Source organism: Streptomyces sp. NPDC013317, assembly GCF_055563155.1.
This window is the reverse complement of sequence record NZ_JBVHDX010000003.1, coordinates 438,041-453,547: the sequence shown is the minus strand read 5'-3', so window position 1 is coordinate 453,547 and position 15,507 is coordinate 438,041. Positions and strand designations below refer to the sequence as shown.

Genomic DNA, 15,507 nt, shown 5'->3' with positions numbered 1-15,507 from the left:
GGGACGGAAGGGCCGCGTCCCGGCCGTCCCAGACCCACGGCCGGGACGCGGTACCCCGTCCTCTTCATACGACCACGGGCCGCCCGCCCACACAGCGGGCGGCCCGTCCTCATGTCGCGGGGCACCCACCCCGCCACGAACGGCGACAAACCCGCAGGTTAGAGTCGTGGACGGTCGCGCCGCCGCACCAGGGCGATGCGCAGGGCCGGGCCGGCTGTCGATCACAGAGCCCCAGGACGTCCTCGCGTCCGCCGTACCGCCACCGCCCCGACCGGCCCCCGGCCGCCTGCCACGGAAACAGCAACAGATGACGACCGACGCCCCCTCGCGCCCCCAGCCCGCCCGCGCCGCCCTCGACGCTCCCCGCCGAGAAGGCCCCGCCCGCTTCACCGGCCGCGCGCCGGCCAGGCCCACTCCGGTGGCCGCGTTCCACAGCGTGAGCGCCGCGACGGCCGTTCTGCTGACCCTGGTCGCGATCGGCGCGGTCATCCACGAACCGGTGCTGATACCTCCGCTGGCCGCCAGCGCCGCGCTGGTGCACGCCGCGCCGACGCTGCCCCTGGCCCAGCCCCGCAGTGTCGTCGTCGGCCACCTCCTCGGCGCCGCCACGGGGTACGCCGCCCTCGCCGTCGGGGGCGGCAACGCGTGGACCGCTGCCGTCGCCGCCGGCCTCACCCTGGCGCTCACCACCTTCGCGCGCACGCCCCACTCCGCCGCCTGCGCGACGGCCGTCGTCATCGTGCTCCAGACACCCGCCCCCGCCCGCTTCGTCCCTCTGCTCTTCGGTGCGACGGTCCTGCTGGTGCTGACGGGGTACTCCGGCTCCCGCATCCGCCGCACCTCACCGAGGTACCCCGCCTACTGGTGGTGACCCGTTCCCGGTCCGCCGGAGAGTCAGGCCCATGTCTGGGAGTAGTAGTCCTGGTAGTTGCGCCGGCCCTGCCTGGCCTCGATCCAGCGGCTGATCAACAGCAGGACGAGACTCGCCCCGACGACGCCGAGGCCCGGCGCCACACCCCCCAGAGGCCCGAAGTCGTCCGCGATCCCGGAGACGGTGCCCGGGCCCGAACCGCCCCCTGTGCCGCCCGCCCCCGGTGGCGCTCCGGGAGGACCCGCCTGGGCGTCGGCCGAGGAGGTGGGCCGCGGCGAGGGGGAGTCCGTGGTGGAGCCGTCGGAGGGGAGCCCGGACGTGGGGGAGGGCAGGCCGGGACTCGGCTGCCGGCCGGGGTCGGTGTCCCGGTCGACCAGCCTCACCCCGAGCGTCTGCATCGCCGTCAGCGCGGGCTGGAAGTAGGTGATGCCGCCCCGCGCGCAGTTTCCGTTGCCGCCGGAGGTCACGCCGAGGGCGAGCCCCCGGGAGAACAGCGGGCCGCCGCTGTCGCCGCGTTCCGCGCAGACCGTGGTCTCGATCAGCCCGGTGACGGTGCCCTCGGGGTAGTTGACGGTCGCGTCCAGCGCGGTGATCCGGCCGGTGCGCAGCCCGGTGGTGCTGCCGCTGCGGAAGACCTGCTGACCGACGACCGGCTCGGCCGCACCGACGATCCGAATGCCCCGCCGCCCGCCGAGCGTCACCATGTCGGCGCCGTCGAGCGACGCCCCGTCCTCGTACCGTACGAGGGCGAAGTCCCCGCCCGGGAAGTCGGCGGTGACGGTGGTGCCGAGCGGGCGCGAGTCGTCCGGGTTCCGGAACCACGTCGTTCCGGCGCCGCCGCAGTGTCCGGCGGTCAGGATGAAGACGTCACGCCCGTCGGTGACGTTGAAGCCCGCCGAGCACCGGCCGCCGTCGGTGAAGATGGGGGACGCCGCGCTCACCCGGGTGGTGAACCTGCCCTCCGTACGTTCCATCCGCACGACGTCCCCCATGCTCCCGGCCACCCCGGAGAGCCGCGACCAGTCGCCGGCGGAGACGGTGCTGTCGGCCCGGACGACGATCCGGTTGGAGGAGTAGTCCGTCACCCAGGCGGTACCCGGAACCCGGGGCTGCGCCGCGAGGGTCTCGGTCGCGGCGCGCAGGCGGTCCATGCTGTGGCGGACCATCTTCGGCGCCACACCCGCCCGCCTGGCCTCGGCCGCCGCCGCGGCGTCCGTCACCCCGACCACCGTCCGGCCGTCCGCGCCGGTCCAGCTGCCGGCGGTACGGGTGTCGCCCAGCCGGGTCACGATCTCCGCCGCCGCCCGTGTCGGATCACTTCCCGCCCGGAGAGTCCCGACCGTGCCCGTGCCCGCTTCCGACGGTTCGCCGGCCACCGCGTACGAGACCATCAGCGAACCGCAGACCAGCCCGCCTGCGGCGGCGAGCCGCATCACCCGCCTCACGCCCCGTCGTGCGTGCCTCATCCCGCTCCCTCGTCGTGCCGCCGCGCCGCTTCGACCACCTACGGCCCCGCCGACCGGGGCCCGACCGTCAGTACGTGCGGGAGGAGGCGCGTGTTCAGTCCGAGCCGCATCTTCCGTTCCCGGCAACGGAGTTCGCCGCGAATCGGGGCTCGTGGCTTGTGACTCGCGGCTCGCGACCCGGGCCGATGAGCTGTCGGCGGCGTGACGCACGTACTCAGCCCTGGGTCCGGGGACATGCGCGCGGATGAGTACGGGCGCTCAGGTCCGCCGCGGTGCCGTGGTCCGACGATGAGGGCCTGCACCCGCGACCGTCAGTCAGGAAGGCCCCGCATGCTCAGCCGCCTCGCCTCCGCAGTCGTCCCCCTCCTGGGACGGCTGGCCGTCACTGCCGACATCCCGCGGGTACCCGAGGGCGGCGCCGTGATCGTCGCCAACCACACCAGCCTCGCCGACCCGCTCGTGGTCCTCGCGGGCCTGCGCCGTATGGGCATCGAGCCCGTCGTGCTCTGCGCGGCCGGCCTCTGGCGCATTCCGCTCCTGGGCCGCGCCCTGACCCGCGAGGGATACGTGCCGGTGCGCCGTGGGACCGCGCGGGCCGCCGAGGCACTGGCCGGAGCGGAGGCCGCGCTGCGCGCCGGACGCCACGTCCTGGTCTACGGCGAGGGCTGCATCCCGGACCGCCCGGACTCGGCGGACGCGCCGCCGCAGGCCTTCCGCAGCGGCCCCGCCCGGCTGGCAGCGGCCGCCGGGGTACCGCTGGTCCCTCTCGGCCAGGCCGGTGCCCGCCGCATCACCTCGGGCGGCGCCACCAAGCAGCTGGCCGGACTGCTGACCGCGCCGCTGCGCCGGCCGCGCCTGCACGTCCACATCGGGACGCCACCGCGGCTGCCCGCCGACACGGCCGCCGCGACCCACACGGCCCGGCAGTCCGTGACGCACGCGTGGAGCACGGCCGCCCAGCGGTGCGCGGCCGGAGGCTCACGACGGTCCGGCCGAGGGCGGGCCGCCACGATCGGCGCGCGGGACAACTCGGCCGCGCACGGAGCTACTCGGCACAGTGCATGACCGGCCATACTCGGGGCGGCGGCGGGAGTGACGGCGGAGGGGCCACGGCATGGGCGGAGACGAAACGGGCCCGGTCCACGAGCTGTTCACCCTCGGCAGGCTGATCCTCGCCGAGCCGAAGCGGCCGGTCCTGCGCCGCTATCACGGTCCCAGGATGCACGTGGCGGCCGAGGACGGCACGGTCCTGGCGCACCTGCACGAGCACGGAACCCTCGCGTACGTCCTCCAGGACCTCGCAGGCCGGTCCGTGCTGGGCGTCGACCTCGTCTCCAAGGGGGTGATCGCCCGGCCGCGCTTCCGGCTGACCGACGGTGACGGCCTGCCCGTCGGTGAGGCCCGTGCACCGGGCCGGGTCAACCGCACGCGTCGGCTCGACGTACGGACCGGGAGCGGTGCCCTGCGACTCACCCGCACCGCGGTGATGGGCCGGACCTGGCTCGTCCAGGACCAGCTCGACCGCGCGGTGGGCCGGGTGACGGTCTCGACATGGCGCTCGATGGACGGTCTGCAGCGTTACGAGGTCGAACCGGACCCGCGGGCCGAGAGCGAGCAGCGGCGTCTCCTGGTGGCCGCGACCGTCTGTCTTCAGGTGATCCGGCGCTGGTCGTCCGCCCCTTACGGCACGGCGGCCTGACACACCCTCATCCGAGGCTCGGGGTGTGTCGGGGGCCCACGGAAACAATCCGATCCACGCGTCTATCGCGAGGGCGTCGATCACTGCTACAAGAGTGACGCTTCAACAACTCCTGCCCCCACACCATCCCATGGAGCTGTTTGTCATGTACGCATCCAAACTGAGATGGGTTCTGCCCGCATTCCTCGCCATGGCCGCCACCGCCCTCGGCCTCGCCCAGCCCGCCTCCGCCGCCACGGCGGCAGGGGAGCGCTACGTCGCCGTCGGCGACTCCTACTCCTCGGGAGTGGGCGCGGGCAGCTACCTGTCCGACAGCGGCAGCTGCCAGCGCAGCAGCAAGGCCTATCCGTCCCTGTGGGCGGCGGCCAACGCGCCGGCCTCGTTCTCCTTCACCGCCTGTTCGGGAGCGACCACCAGTACGGTCAAGAACAGCCAGCTGACCCCGCTCAACAGCTCCACCACGCTGGTCAGCGTCACCGCCGGCGGCAACGACGTCGGGTTCGCGAACATCATGCAGACCTGCGTCCTGCAGAGCGAGGCGACCTGCGTCAACGCGGTGAACTCCGCGATCTCGCAGATCGACAACACCCTGCCCGGCAGCCTCTCGTCCCTCTACGCGTCCATCCGCAGCAGGGCCCCGCAGGCTCACGTCGTTGTGCTCGGCTACCCGCGCTTCTACCAGCTCGGCGGCAGCTGCATCGCCGGGCTGAGCGAGACCGAGCGTGCGGCGATCAACCGGGGCGGTGACGCCCTCAACGGCATGCTCGCGAAGCAGGCCGCCAACGCGGGATTCACGTACTCCAGCGTCGTGGACGAGTTCACCGGCCACGAGATCTGCTCGGGCAACGCCTGGCTCCACAGCCTCACGGTGCCCGTCTCCAACAGCTACCACCCGACAGCCGCGGGCCAGTCCGGCGGCTACCTCCCGGCGTTCCGCTCGGCCGCCTGACCTTCCTGCCCCGGCGTTCCAGGGGCCGTGTTCCAGGGTCTCCCGCGCCCCGGAGTCGACGCGGGTAGACCCTCCGGTCCGCCAGCTCCACCAGCTCCACCAGCTCCACCAGCGCCACCAGCGCCACCAACTCGAAAGGCTCCACGCTTCCATCCGCCGCAATCCGCACCAGGAGGAAAGCTCATGAAGCATCCACAGGCCCCGAACACCCCTCGGGCCGCCGACACGGCCACGAGCCGGACGCCGGGAACCGCTCTTCGCGCGGTCCTCACCGCCCTCGCGCTCGTGCTCGGCGCGTTCCTCGCCCCCGGCGTGGGCGTCATCGGCGGTGCGACCGACGCGCACGCGGCGACCAAGATCAGCCACGCCACGGCCACCTCGATGTTCCGCAGTTCCGGGATCACCTGGTCCTCGTCCGGCGGCTGCTCCGACCGGAACAACCCCACCTGCACCTCCTTCGAGCAGCTCAACCTCGCCACCGCCCAGGGCGCCCAGACCCTCAGGAGCGCGAGCGGCTGCGCCCTGAACATCACGGGCGGCACGGAGACCGGCCACGCCTCCGGCACGTACTCGCACTGGAACGGCTACAAGCTCGACTTCTCCAAGGCCACCTGCGTCACGAACTACGTGAAGAACACGTTCACCTACATCGGTGTGCGCGGGGACGGCGCTCCGCAGTGGAGGTCCGGTGCCGGCAACGTCTACGCCGACGAGGGCAACCACTGGGACGTGACCTTCTACAACTGCGGCGGCTGCTGACCCGGCGACCACTGTGTGACGGAGCGTCCGGGCGGCCCGCCCGGACGCTCCGGCGGGCGTCCGACGCGGGCGGGCGGCCGGGTCCACCGGCGCGCCCCGTCGGGCGGGTCCCGCGACGACGGGCTCCGAGCGGCGACGATGGCGGGCATGACCACTCAGCATCCCGCGCAGCGGAGCGGTGACGGGCATGACTGGTTCGCCGCCTACGCCGAGCGGGCGTCGAACGTCACCAGCTCGCCGCTGTTCTACGTCCTGTGCGTGCTCCTGGTCCTCGGCATGATCGCCGTGCACTTCGCGCACCTGCCCGTGCCGTGGCTGATCTTCGCGGGGCATCTCATGACGGCCGTCAACCTCCTCCTGCTCACTCTGCTGAAGAACACCGAACGCCGTGACACACACGCCATCCAGGCCAAGCTGGACGCCATCGCGGCGGCGCTGCTGGAGCAGCGTGAGGGGGACAGCAGGGAGGCGGCGGACGAGCTCCGGCAGGCCATCCGCATGGAGAAGGACCAGTGACGGGACCGCCGCCCGGACGTTCGCGGGAGTGGGACAAACCCTGCCCAGGCCGGACCGCGACGTGAAGGACCTGTGAACGCAAGCGAGTTGTCGCGTGTGCGTCTGCAATGGGCTCTTGTGTGCGACTGTGACGCGTCGGAATAGTGCGGCGGGTCATCCTCCGTACCCGGACACCCCTCATCGTCCGGGCACGGCCCCCACAGGAGGTCAATTTTGAAGCACCGTCGCATAGCCAGGCGAAAGACCGTCGTGGCGGGTGGCGCGGTCGCCGCCCTCGTCGTCGCCGGTATCACGTTCCAGAGTGCGAACGCCAGCGACAGCACCGAGCAACTCTCCGTCAAGACGCTGACCGCGCCCGCCGCCGGAACGCTCGCCCTCTCCCTCAAAGTGGACCTCGGTACGGCCGAGGCCGGCACCTACTACGACGCCGCCACCAAGGCGCTCGTCGTCAACGTGGTGTCCGAGGACGCCGCCCGGACCGTTCGCGAGGCAGGCGCCAAGCCCCGCATCGTCGAGAACACCCTGGCCGAACTGACCGACGCGCGGCAGACCCTGACCGACAAGGCGACCATCCCCGGCACCTCCTGGGCCACGGACCCGGTCACCAACAAGGTGGTCGTCACGGCCGACCGCACCGTCACGGGCGCCGAGCTCACCACCCTGCGGCAGGTCGTCAAGGGCCTCGGTGGCAAGGCCGAACTCAAGCGCACCGCCGGTGAGTTCAAGCCCTTCATCTCCGGCGGCGACGCCATCCACTCCGGCGGGGGCCGCTGCTCCCTCGGCTTCAACGTGGTGAAGGACGGCGAGCCCCACTTCATCACCGCCGGACACTGCGGCGAGACCGGCAGCGAATGGTCCGACTCGGCCGGTGGCGCCGCGATCGGCGCGATGGTCGACTCCCAGTTCCCCGGCAACGACTTCGCGCTGGTGAAGTACAGCGGCGACACCCCGCACCCCAGCGAGGTGGACCTCTACAACGGCAGCGCCCAGCCCATCACCAAGGCGGGCGACGCCACGGTCGGCATGCAGGTGCAGCGCAGCGGCTCGACCACCCAGGTCCACGACGGTCAGGTCACCGGCCTCGACGCGACCGTGAACTACGGCAACGGCGACATCGTCGAGGGCCTCATCCAGACGTCGGTCTGCGCCGAGCCCGGCGACAGCGGCGGCTCGCTCTTCGCCGGCGACACGGCGATCGGCCTCACCTCGGGCGGCAGTGGCGACTGCTCCTCGGGCGGGGAGACGTTCTTCCAGCCCGTGACCGAGGCGCTGTCGACCTTCGGCGCCGAGATCGGCTGACCCGCGGGATCGACAGCGCGGCGGGCCCGCCTCCATCGGGAGGCGGGCCCGCCGTCGTGGTCGCGGGTGCCCAGAGGCGTCAGTAGGCGTGTCCCACATGGGCGAGGGCCTGCTTCAACAGCACCCCGTGGCCGCCCGGCATCTCACCCTGCACAGCAGGGGAGGCCGCCTCCTGCGGGCTGAACCACACCAGATCCAGCGCGTCCTGGCGCGGGCGGCAGTCACCCGCCACCGGCACGATGTACGCGAGGGACACGGCGTGCTGACGCGGATCGTGGAACGGGGTGATGCCCGCCGTGGGGAAGTACTCGGCGACCGTGAAGGGTTGGAGCGAGGCAGGAACGCGGGGCAGGGCCACCGGGCCGAGGTCCTTCTCCAGATGGCGCAGCAGCGCGTCACGGACCCGCTCGTGGTGCATGACACGCCCGGAGACCAGCGTACGGCTGATCGTCCCCTCCGCACCCATCCGCAGAAGCACTCCGATGCTGGTCACTTCGCCGCTGTCGTCCACCCGCACGGGCACGGCCTCGACGTACAGGATGGGCATCCGGGCCCTGGCGACATCAAGCTCGTCCGTCGTCAGCCAGCCGGGCGTGGTCTCGGTCATGTCAGACATCGCTTGATCATACTTTCCAGGCCGGCTTTCGGCCCAGATCGCGTGTCTGCCAGGCGGGTGGGAATGCGGGCGGACGACGGCATGCCGGGCGAGGCGGACCCCCGGGGGAGCGCCCCGCCCGGCGAGAGGCGTCAGGGCACCAGGTACGGCGCCCCGACGATCCAACCGCCGCGCACCGGCTCCGGCCACTCCTCGTCGGTCAGCCGGACCTCGTCGCCCTCGGTCACGGTGCCGGGGGAGGCCACCCAGCAGTCCAGCGCGAACGTCCCGTCGTACAACCGGTGGATGTCGCGCAGCACGTCGTGGTTCCGCTCGCCCGTGTCGGGGTCGACCGTCGTCATGACACAGCGGGACCGCAGCTTGAGGACGCCGATGACCGCACCCCCGATGCGCAGCGTACGGCCCGGCCAGTCGCGTTCGGCGAGTCCGGGTACGCCGCCGATCACCAGGTTGGAACGGAGCCGCCGCGGGTCGTGGCCGAGGGCCTGCGCCGCGCCGTCGGTGATGACGGTCAGGTTGAGGACGTCGAACCTCTCCCGGCCGGTGTAGCGCACCGCCTCCGCGTCGGGGCCGGCCGCGCCCCGGATCAGCGCCGCCGCCTCCGGGCCGTCCCACGGATGCCCGTCGACGAGCACGCCGCCGTCGTCCGACGTCGTCGCCGACAGGCCGAGCAGCCGCGAGCGCACCCGGGCGGTCAGCAGACCGCGGGAGTCGCGCACGTGGATGTGCCGGTCACCGGTCAGACCGTTGTCGGTGAGCTCGACGCTCTTCAGCCGCTCCCCGCGCATGGACTTGACGGGGAATCGCCAGACTTCTCGAAGGTGCACGTGAATCTCTCTCGGGTCCCGGACCGGCGCTGTCAGACGGCATTCTCGTGCCGCCGGCCCCGGGGCTCCAGTACCTCCCGGGACACCTGTGGCCGACTTCCCGCCATGCGTACCCGGCCCGGCGCCGGGCCGCGGTGAGACAGGCCCGGCGTTCGCGCCGTATATGCATGGGGAGCCGCGCTGTTGCCCGCGGGCGCGGACGAACGTCGTCCAGGTCGAGTGACCTACATCACGTCAAGGGGGCGTCGTTTCCCGTTATCCGCAGGCCGCGCCGGCATCTCCCGTGTGCCGACATCTTCAACAGGCAGGACAGACAGCGTGAATCAGGGCATAGGTACGGAGCAGGGGCACCATACGGAGCTGGTCAGGGCGGCACAGTACGGCGACGCCTGGGCACGGGACCACTTGGTCGCCACTCATCTGCCCCTGGTCTACAACATCGTCGGGCGCGCCCTGAACGGACAGCAGGACGTCGACGCCCTCGCACACGAGACGATGCTGCGGGCCCTCGACGGCCTGGCCGGCCTTCGGGACCTGGACGCCTTCCGTCCCTGGCTGGTGGCCATCGCCGTGGACGGCGTCCGCAGGCACATGCAGCACAGCCGGCTCCTCGGCGACGCGGCCGCACTCCCCGCCCCCGGCACGGACTTCGCGGACGCGACCGTGGGACACCTCTACCTGACCGGTCAGCAGCGCGAGGCCGCGGAGGCGGCCCGCTGGATCGAGCCCGAGGACGCCGACCTGCTGGCGCTGTGGTGGCTGGAGTGCGCCGGAGAGCTGAGCCGGTACGAGGTCGCCGCGGCCCTCCAGTGGTCCGTCGAGAACACGGCCGTACGGGTGGAGGGCATGCGGGCCCGGCTCGACGCGGCACGGGTCGTCGTCGGCGCGCTCGCGACGAACCCGCTCTGCCCCGCCCTCGGTTACGAGGCGGGAACCTGGGACGGCCGCCCCTCCGCCCCCTGGCGCGAGCACCTGGCCCGGCACGCCGGCGGCTGCGTCCAGTGCGCCGCCCGCTGGCGCGGCCTCGTGCCGACGGAGACGCTGCTGGCCGGACTGCCCCTGGTCCCCCCGCCGACGCGGCTGCTCATGGGGCTGACGGCCGCCGAGAACCCGAAGACGACCTCGTACGCGCGGACGGCGTACGCCTCCCCGGCGCCGCACCCGTTCGCGGACGGCGTGGGCAGCCACGATCCGGCCGCCGACCTGGACGAGGCCGACCAGACCCAGCTCATCGGTCACGTCGACCTCACCCCGCCGTACGCACCGGGAGTGCCGCAGGATGCGCACGCGGCGTGGACCGGCGGGCCCGGCCCGCGGGCGGCCCGGAACGCGCGCCGCCGCCGCCGTCAGGAGCGCGAACGCAGCCGCCGCAAGGTCGCCGTCACCGCGGGGATGGCCGTCGTGGCCCTCACCGGCGGATCCTTCTACCTGAGCGCAGGACGCGGGGGAGAGGGCGAACTCCTCGAAGCGAACCGCGCGGCGGCCCCGGCCCCGGACCTGCCGCTCGCGCAGGAGCCCAACGGCCTCTCCGCGACCCCCTCGACGGCCTCGGCTTCCGCCTCGGCCTCCGCCTCGACGTCGGCATCGCCCAGCGCCAAGGCCACCACCGCATCGCCCCGCCCCAAGAGCACCGCCACGTCCGAACCGACCAGGACGGCCGCCCCCCGCACCTCGTCGCCCAAGCCCAAGACCACGCGGCCCGGAAGCGGCTCCGGCAATGGCTCGGACACCGGGACAGGCGCGGGCAAGCAGGGCGGCTCCGGTTCGGACTCGGTCGCCGACCAGGTGATCAGCCTCGTCAACGCCGAGCGTGCGAAGGCGGGATGCGGCCCGCTCTCGGCGAACGCGACCCTGACCAGGGCGGCCCAGGGCCACTCCGACGACATGGCGGCGCGCGACTACTTCGACCACACCAACCCCGACGGCGACGGACCCGGCGAACGCGTCACGGCCGCCGGGTACCCCTGGTCGACCTACGGCGAGAACATCGCCATGGGCCAGAGCACCCCGGAGCAGGTCATGAACTCCTGGATGAACAGCCCCGGACACCGCGCGAACATCCTCAACTGCGACTTCAAGGAGATCGGCATCGGCGTCCACGACGAAGGCGGTCCCTACTGGACCCAGGTCTTCGGCGCCCGCCGAGGCTGACGCCCGCGAGGCAGGGCCGGCCACCCCGGGTGGTCGGCCGCCCTCCTCCCTTTCGCCATACCAGGTGTCAGAGACCGGTGCGAGGATGGCCGGGCTCCCCGGGAGACGCCCCGGGCGAGGACTGGCAGAGTTCGAGCGGTCGGAGGCGGCATGGCCAAGGAATTCCAAGTGACGTACGACTGCGGCGATCCAGGTGCGCTGGCAGCGTTCTGGGCCGAGGCGCTGGGGTACCGCCTCGCACCGCCGCCCGAGGGCTTCCCCGACTGGACGGCCGCCCTGTCGGCGTGGGGCGTACCGCCCGAGAAGCACAACGACCGGTCGGCCATCACCGATCCGGACGGCCGGGGGCCGAGGGTGTTCTTCCAGAAGGTCCCCGAGGGCAAGACGGCGAAGAACCGCGTCCACCTGGACGTGCGTGCCGCGCCCGGCCAGACCGGGGACGAGCGGATGGCCACCCTGGAGGAGGAGGCCGCCAGGCTGGAGGCGCTGGGAGCCAAGCGGCAGTACCGGCTCGATCCCGACGGCATCGACGAGGGGATCATCGTGATGGAGGATCCGGAGGGGAACGAGTTCTGCCTCGACTGAGGCAGGGCCCGCCGTGCGCCGCCAACTGCGCTCGGCGCACGGCCTCTTCGATGTGACGTCGTGTCCGTCGGCCGCCCCCGCGCGCTGGGCCGGAGATGCCTGCCCGTACGACTCGAACGGACCTACGGGCAGGCGGCTTCGGCGCCGACCAGGCCTGACCTCCGCCCTGGCCGGATCAGGGCGCCCGCTCTCTGCCGGGCGTCGAGCCGAGCGCCGATCCGCCAGGCCCGCCCGAGGACGCCAGGCGTGCGCGGGCCCCTCCGCGCGTCGGCGAGCCGCACCCGAGACGTCTCCCCGCGGCGCGTCACACCCCTGCCTCGCACGTGTCCGGATGTCGTCCATTCCCGGGGTAAACACGGCGCCGAGCAAGATCACTGCATCTGGGTAACCATGCCCTCTGCCGGGGCGAGCCGGGCTTACCGGACGTTATTGTTCCACGGGATCTGGAGGAATTCCCGGTACGCCCCTCTTCCTCCGCTTCTCTCCCTGATTCCTCTCCGTCGTCCTTCTTTTCACCGGTTGGCGCGTGTGGACGCCGATCATCGCCTCGCGAAGGAGCGCTCGCCCGATGACTGTCGAGACCAGCCCGGAAGCGCAAGTAGAGCCGCCCCGGCCCTCCAGTCTGAGTACTGCGGCTGCCCGTAACCTCGCCACAACGACCAAGTCCGCCCCGCAGATGCAGGAGATCTCCTCTCGCTGGCTGCTGCGGATGCTCCCCTGGGTGGAGACCAAGGGCGGCGCCTACCGAGTCAACCGCCGGCTCAGCTACACCGTCGGTGACGGACGCATCGAGTTCGTCCAGGACGGTGCCGACGTCCGCGTGATCCCCCGCGAGCTCGGCGAACTCGCCCTGCTGCGCGGCTTCGACGACGTGGAGGTGCTGACCGCGATCGCCGGCCGGTGCGTCCAACGCGACTTCCGCGAGGGTGAGGTGCTCGTCGAGCGCGGAACCCCCGCCGAGCACATCCACCTGATCGCCCGCGGTCGCGTGACCCAGAGCGCCCTCGGCAAGTACGGCGACGAGGTCGCCGTGGCCGTCCTCGCCGACGGCGACCGGTTCGGGGACCACGCCCTCCTCGACGGCGGCGGTACCTGGGACAGCACCGCCGTCGCCGCCACCGCCGGCACGCTGCTCAGCCTGTCCCGGCGCGACTTCGACGCCGTGGTGGCCGCGGCGCCGCATCTCCACGCCCACATCCAGCAGTTCAGCTCGCTTCCCCGGCAGCGGCAGAACAAGCACGGCGAGGCCGAGATCGCGATGTCCGCCGGTCACGTGGGCGAAGCCCGGCTCCCCGGCGCCTTCGTGGACTACGAGCTCAAGCCCCGCGAGTACGAACTCTCCGTCGCCCAGACCGTCCTACGGGTGCACACCAGGGTCTCCGACCTGTTCAACGGGCCGATGAACCAGGCCAAGGAACAGCTCCGGCTCACCATCGAGGCGCTGCGCGAGCGCCAGGAGCACGAGCTGATCAACAACCGCGAGTTCGGCCTGCTCGCCAACGCCGACTTCAAGCAGCGCATCCAGACGCACTCGGGACCACCCACCCCGGACGACCTCGACGAGCTGCTCTGCCGCCGCCGCAGCACCAAGCTCTTCCTCGCCCACCCCAGGACGATCGCGGCCATCGGGCGTGAGCTCAACGCCTGCGGGGTCTACCCGGACACCGTCGAGCTCCACGGGGAGCGCGTCCTCGCCTGGCGTGGGGTCCCGATCCTGCCCTGCAACAAGATCCCCATCAACGAGGACAACACCAGCTCGATCCTCGCCATGCGGACCGGAGAGGACAACCAGGGCGTCATCGGCCTCCACCAGACCGGGCTGCCCGAGGAGTTCGAGCCCGGCCTCTCGGTCCGTTTCATGGGTATCAGCGAGCAGGCCATCACCTCGTACCTGGTCACCACGTACTACTCCGCCGCCATCCTGGTGCCCAACGCGCTCGGCGTGCTGGAGAACGTTCAGATCGCGCGCAGGCGCGACTAGGACGTGATCCACGGCCGGGGCCGAGGACGGCGCCGGGGTCGGCGCCAGGCCCACGCCACCCGGCGCGCGGCACCTCGCCGCGCCGCCGGGGCGCCCGAACAGCGTCGGCCCCGGAGCGCACCGGTGCGGGCGCCGCTCACCGACCGGCCCGGGTGTGGCACTCCGCCCCCGGCCGGAACCCCCTGAGCACGAGTCGGGCCGAGCCTGAAGGCAGAGTCCGAGCCTGAAGGCAGAGCCAGAGTCCGAGCCTCGCGCCCGTTCCCGATCCCGACCCACAAGACACCCCTGGACGATCGTCCGGCGGCCGCGACGGCCCCGACGCACCCGGTCCGGGCGTGCGCGTCCGGAACCAGGGACTGCCCACCCACCTCACCAAGGAGCCACGGATGCCCGATCCCGGGCTTTCCCCGCTGCAGTCGAGCCTGCCCACCGCCGCGGCCCACTTCGGGGCCCACCTCCTCGCCACCACCCTCGCCACCGCTCCTGCCACCGACACGCCTCCCACCGCGGCGGACACCCCACCCCTGCCCGACACCGCGTCGGCCCCCGCTCTCCCCGGGCCGCCCGCCCCGCTCACCCTGCCGCTCCCCGCAGCGGCAGCGGCACCAGTCGCCGGGCCCACCACCGACGCCCCGACCGCCGCCGTGGCCGAAGCCGCGCCCCACGCCGTCGCCGATCAGGCCGAGGCCGCCCTGGAGCGGGTCCTCCGCGGACCGAGCGGCCTGGGCACGGCAGGCCTGCACCTGACCCTGAGCGAGGAGGCCGTCCCGGCGGCGCCCGGCGCCCCGGCGGAGGGCACCCCCATCCCCGGCCTCTACTTCCACCCGGTGGCCGAGCCCGACCCCGTACGGGTCGAGGAGATCAGCCGCAGGATCAAGTCCTGGGCGGTGGACGAGGTACAGGCGGTTCCCGAGGAGTGGGAGGACCAGTTCGACGGCTTCTCCGTCGGCCGCTACATGGTCGCCTGCCACCCGGACGCGCCCACCATCGACCATCTGATGCTCGCCACCCGGTTGATGGTCGCGGAGAACGCCGTCGACGACTGCTACTGCGAGGACCACGGCGGCTCACCCATCGGCCTGGGCGGCCGGCTGCTGCTCGCGCACACCGCCCTCGACCCGGTGCACACCACGAAGGAGTACGAGGGGGCCTGGGCCGACTCGCTCCACGCGGACGCCCCCCGGCGCGCGTACCGCTCCGCCATGGAGTACTTCCTTCAGCAGGCCACACCCTCCCAGGCGGACCGGTTCCGGCACGACATGGCCCGCCTTCACATGGGGTACCTCGCCGAGGCCGCGTGGTCCGAGACCGACCACGTCCCCGAGGTGTGGGAGTACCTGGCGATGCGCCAGTTCAACAACTTCCGCCCCTGCCCCACCATCACCGACACCGTCGGCGGTTACGAGCTCCCCGCGGACCTGCACGCCCAGCCCGCCATGCAGCGGGTCATCGCGCTCGCCGGGAACGCGACCACGATCGTCAACGACCTCTACTCCTACACCAAGGAACTCGCCAGCCCAGGCCGGCACCTGAACCTGCCCGTGGTGATCGCCGAACGCGAGAACCTCTCCGAACGGGACGCCTACCTCAAGGCCGTCGAGGTCCACAACGACCTCATGCACGCCTTCGAGGCGGAGGCCGCCGCCCTGGCGGCCGCCTGCCCCGCCCCGAACGTCCTGCGCTTCCTGCGCGGCGTCGCCGTGTGGGTCGACGGCAACCACTACTGGCACCAGACCAACACCTACCGCTACAGCCTGCCCGATTTCTGGTAAATACGAAGGAACCATC

General features: G+C 72.4%; 14 protein-coding genes. 11 read left to right on the top strand and 3 right to left on the bottom strand.

Annotation, left to right across the window (positions count from 1 at the left end; translation table 11 throughout):
* Positions 1 to 307: 307 nt before the first annotated feature.
* A complete protein-coding gene (locus tag ACZ3IJ_RS10895; protein WP_467467356.1) occupies positions 308 to 871 on the top strand; it encodes an HPP family protein in 564 nt (187 codons plus the stop codon).
* Positions 872 to 894: 23 nt separating this feature from the next.
* On the opposite strand, the gene ACZ3IJ_RS10890 is transcribed toward ACZ3IJ_RS10895, so the two are convergent.
* The gene (locus tag ACZ3IJ_RS10890; RefSeq protein WP_467467355.1) at positions 895 to 2,337 is read right to left on the bottom strand and encodes a S1 family peptidase; all 1,443 of its coding nucleotides are present in this window, start codon (positions 2,335 to 2,337) and stop codon (positions 895 to 897) included.
* 330 nt (positions 2,338 to 2,667) lie between these two features.
* Here ACZ3IJ_RS10890 and ACZ3IJ_RS10885 point away from each other — a divergent pair, with 330 nt between their 5' ends.
* The 6 genes from ACZ3IJ_RS10885 to ACZ3IJ_RS10860 all read left to right on the top strand — a co-directional run bounded on the left by ACZ3IJ_RS10885 (position 2,668) and on the right by ACZ3IJ_RS10860 (position 7,559).
* Complete coding sequence (locus ACZ3IJ_RS10885; protein ID WP_467467354.1) at positions 2,668 to 3,402, top strand: lysophospholipid acyltransferase family protein; 735 nt, start codon at positions 2,668 to 2,670, stop codon at positions 3,400 to 3,402.
* 49 nt (positions 3,403 to 3,451) lie between these two features.
* Positions 3,452 to 4,036, top strand: coding sequence for a hypothetical protein (locus tag ACZ3IJ_RS10880; RefSeq protein ID WP_467467353.1), 585 nt, complete (start codon positions 3,452 to 3,454; stop codon positions 4,034 to 4,036).
* Positions 4,037 to 4,181: 145 nt separating this feature from the next.
* Complete coding sequence (locus tag ACZ3IJ_RS10875) at positions 4,182 to 4,985, top strand: SGNH/GDSL hydrolase family protein (protein WP_467467352.1); 804 nt, start codon at positions 4,182 to 4,184, stop codon at positions 4,983 to 4,985.
* A gap of 183 nt (positions 4,986 to 5,168) precedes the next feature.
* On the top strand, positions 5,169 to 5,744 hold the full coding sequence (locus ACZ3IJ_RS10870) for a hypothetical protein (protein ID WP_467467351.1): 576 nt from the start codon (positions 5,169 to 5,171) through the stop codon (positions 5,742 to 5,744).
* A gap of 147 nt (positions 5,745 to 5,891) precedes the next feature.
* Entirely contained in the window at positions 5,892 to 6,260 is a 369-nt protein-coding gene (locus ACZ3IJ_RS10865) for a hypothetical protein (protein WP_467467350.1), read from the top strand.
* A gap of 213 nt (positions 6,261 to 6,473) precedes the next feature.
* A complete protein-coding gene (locus ACZ3IJ_RS10860; protein ID WP_467467349.1) occupies positions 6,474 to 7,559 on the top strand; it encodes a S1 family peptidase in 1,086 nt (361 codons plus the stop codon).
* Positions 7,560 to 7,638: 79 nt separating this feature from the next.
* On the opposite strand, the gene ACZ3IJ_RS10855 is transcribed toward ACZ3IJ_RS10860, so the two are convergent.
* Together ACZ3IJ_RS10855 and ACZ3IJ_RS10850 are read right to left on the bottom strand one after the other, a co-directional pair.
* Positions 7,639 to 8,166, bottom strand: a complete 528-nt coding sequence (locus ACZ3IJ_RS10855; protein ID WP_352192338.1) for an NUDIX hydrolase family protein — start codon at positions 8,164 to 8,166, stop codon at positions 7,639 to 7,641.
* Positions 8,167 to 8,306: 140 nt separating this feature from the next.
* Entirely contained in the window at positions 8,307 to 9,002 is a 696-nt protein-coding gene (locus ACZ3IJ_RS10850) for an MOSC domain-containing protein (protein ID WP_467467348.1), read from the bottom strand.
* A gap of 318 nt (positions 9,003 to 9,320) precedes the next feature.
* On the opposite strand from ACZ3IJ_RS10850, the gene ACZ3IJ_RS10845 reads away from it, so the two are divergent.
* The 4 genes from ACZ3IJ_RS10845 (at position 9,321) to ACZ3IJ_RS10830 (ending at position 15,491) form a co-directional block, all read left to right on the top strand.
* A complete protein-coding gene (locus ACZ3IJ_RS10845) occupies positions 9,321 to 11,153 on the top strand; it encodes a CAP domain-containing protein (RefSeq protein WP_467467347.1) in 1,833 nt (610 codons plus the stop codon).
* Positions 11,154 to 11,303: 150 nt separating this feature from the next.
* On the top strand, positions 11,304 to 11,738 hold the full coding sequence (locus ACZ3IJ_RS10840; protein ID WP_467467346.1) for a VOC family protein: 435 nt from the start codon (positions 11,304 to 11,306) through the stop codon (positions 11,736 to 11,738).
* A gap of 568 nt (positions 11,739 to 12,306) precedes the next feature.
* Complete coding sequence (locus ACZ3IJ_RS10835; RefSeq protein ID WP_467467345.1) at positions 12,307 to 13,719, top strand: family 2B encapsulin nanocompartment shell protein; 1,413 nt, start codon at positions 12,307 to 12,309, stop codon at positions 13,717 to 13,719.
* A gap of 386 nt (positions 13,720 to 14,105) precedes the next feature.
* Positions 14,106 to 15,491, top strand: a complete 1,386-nt coding sequence (locus ACZ3IJ_RS10830) for a family 2 encapsulin nanocompartment cargo protein terpene cyclase (protein ID WP_467467344.1) — start codon at positions 14,106 to 14,108, stop codon at positions 15,489 to 15,491.
* Positions 15,492 to 15,507: the final 16 nt, after the last annotated feature.

What these genes read in the sequence shown, in the direction of transcription:
- ACZ3IJ_RS10895 (WP_467467356.1), top strand. Translation starts at nt 308, where the DNA reads ATGACGACCGACGCCCCCTCGCGCCCCCAGCCCGCCCGCGCCGCCCTC.
- ACZ3IJ_RS10890 (WP_467467355.1), bottom strand. Translation starts at nt 2,337, where the DNA reads ATGAGGCACGCACGACGGGGCGTGAGGCGGGTGATGCGGCTCGCCGCC.
- ACZ3IJ_RS10885 (WP_467467354.1), top strand. Translation starts at nt 2,668, where the DNA reads ATGCTCAGCCGCCTCGCCTCCGCAGTCGTCCCCCTCCTGGGACGGCTG.
- ACZ3IJ_RS10880 (WP_467467353.1), top strand. Translation starts at nt 3,452, where the DNA reads ATGGGCGGAGACGAAACGGGCCCGGTCCACGAGCTGTTCACCCTCGGC.
- ACZ3IJ_RS10875 (WP_467467352.1), top strand. Translation starts at nt 4,182, where the DNA reads ATGTACGCATCCAAACTGAGATGGGTTCTGCCCGCATTCCTCGCCATG.
- ACZ3IJ_RS10870 (WP_467467351.1), top strand. Translation starts at nt 5,169, where the DNA reads ATGAAGCATCCACAGGCCCCGAACACCCCTCGGGCCGCCGACACGGCC.
- ACZ3IJ_RS10865 (WP_467467350.1), top strand. Translation starts at nt 5,892, where the DNA reads ATGACCACTCAGCATCCCGCGCAGCGGAGCGGTGACGGGCATGACTGG.
- ACZ3IJ_RS10855 (WP_352192338.1), bottom strand. Translation starts at nt 8,166, where the DNA reads ATGACCGAGACCACGCCCGGCTGGCTGACGACGGACGAGCTTGATGTC.
- ACZ3IJ_RS10840 (WP_467467346.1), top strand. Translation starts at nt 11,304, where the DNA reads ATGGCCAAGGAATTCCAAGTGACGTACGACTGCGGCGATCCAGGTGCG.
- ACZ3IJ_RS10835 (WP_467467345.1), top strand. Translation starts at nt 12,307, where the DNA reads ATGACTGTCGAGACCAGCCCGGAAGCGCAAGTAGAGCCGCCCCGGCCC.
- ACZ3IJ_RS10830 (WP_467467344.1), top strand. Translation starts at nt 14,106, where the DNA reads ATGCCCGATCCCGGGCTTTCCCCGCTGCAGTCGAGCCTGCCCACCGCC.